At 45.1% G+C, this 1,594-nt stretch carries 2 protein-coding genes; both read left to right on the top strand.

Annotated elements, in window-relative coordinates; translation table 11 throughout:
* On the top strand, positions 1 to 954 hold a 954-nt coding region (gene moaA / locus ACTQ9S_RS13700; RefSeq protein WP_440455263.1), incomplete at its 5' end, for a GTP 3',8-cyclase MoaA.
* Between the two features lie 109 nt (positions 955 to 1,063).
* Positions 1,064 to 1,594, top strand: a complete 531-nt coding sequence (moaB, locus tag ACTQ9S_RS13705; protein ID WP_440455264.1) for a molybdenum cofactor biosynthesis protein B — start codon at positions 1,064 to 1,066, stop codon at positions 1,592 to 1,594.

Here is a 1,594-nt window from a genome sequence, read left to right on the forward strand (position 1 = left end):
TCTCGTCGTCTGACATATCTGCGTCTATCGATTACCGACTTTTGCAACTTTCGCTGTGAATACTGTCTACCCAATGGCTACCAAGGCAAGCGCCCTGATGACGAGCTCAGCATCCCTGAGATTGCCACACTTATTCGCGGCTTTGCCCAAGTCGGCACCAAAAAGGTCAGAATCACAGGCGGTGAACCCTCCATTCGCCGTGACGTCGTTGAGATTATTCAAACCATTAAACAAACCGAAGGCATAGAAACCGTTGCCATGACCAGTAACGGTTATAAACTTGGTAAACACCTAGCCAGTTGGCAAGCTGCTGGACTAAATCAGCTCAACATCAGCATGGACAGCTTTGATGCCGCCACCTTTTATAAGATCACGGGCTTTAATACCTTGCCGCAGCTATTAACTGACATGGATACCTTATTAGAAACCACTGATATCAAGCTAAAGATAAATAGTGTGCTTATGGCAGAGACCGCTTTCGAAAACCTAGTAACCGCCATCGACTATGTCAAAGACAGACCCGTCACTTATCGTTTTATTGAATTTATGCAAACCAGTGATAACAGTGACTTGTTCTTTGCCCAGCATGCCCATTCCGATACCATCATCGACTATCTCATAGAGCAAGGTTGGCAACCGCATGAGCGTGGTAGTAGCGATGGTCCAGCAGTAGAATATAGTCATCCAGATTATCTCGGCCGTATCGGTATGATTGCCCCTTACGCTGAGCACTTCTGTGATACCTGTAACCGTCTACGGGTCAGCAGCCAAGGCAAAGTACATCTGTGTTTATTTGACCAAGGCAACTACGATATCCGTCAGTATTTGCAAACAAACGATGTGCAAGGCTTGGTGAATACCTTACATAGCTTTATGCCAATCAAACCTGAACATCATCATTTGCATGAGTCCAATAGCGGTATTATGCATAACCTATCGATTATCGGTGGTTAGGTTGTCGGATTTATAGGTTAGTCTGATTTATATTTTTTTATCTCTAATAATAAGAAGTTAATCATTATTCTTTTAACGACTTAGTTTTACATCTATTAAGGAAACCTTTATGAGCAAGCCTGCTGCCGAGTTTATCCCCCTTAACATTGCTATTCTAACCGTCTCTGACAGTCGTACGCTGGCAGAAGATACCTCAGGGCAGTATCTAGCAGATAGCTTGACCGAAGCAGGTCATACCTTAGCTGATCGCAAGATCATTACCGACGATATCTATCAGATAAGAGCCGTTATCAGCGGCTGGATTGCTGATCCAAAAGTCCATGCCGTGATTACCACAGGTGGTACCGGTTTCTATATCAGAGACAGTATGCCAGAGGCGGTGAGTGTCTTGTTTGATAAATCGATTGATGGCTTTGGGGAGATGTTCCGCTTAATCTCAAAAGATGAGATTGGCATGTCAACAGTACAGTCGCGCGCGATTGCGGGGATGGCGAACGGTACGGGTATTTTCTGCTTGCCGGGCTCATCAGGCGCATGTCGCACCGGTTGGGAGAGTATCTTAAAAGAGCAGTTTGATAGTCGTACGCGTCCGTGTAACTTTGTGCCGCATTTTATGCGTACTAACCCTAGTCATGATTGA

The organism is Psychrobacter sp. ASPA161_9, assembly GCF_051970275.1.
Taxonomy (GTDB): domain Bacteria; phylum Pseudomonadota; class Gammaproteobacteria; order Pseudomonadales; family Moraxellaceae; genus Psychrobacter.

Coding starts and splice junctions, on each gene's coding strand:
- moaB (WP_440455264.1), top strand. CDS start 1,064: ATGAGCAAGCCTGCTGCCGAGTTTATCCCCCTTAACATTGCTATTCTA.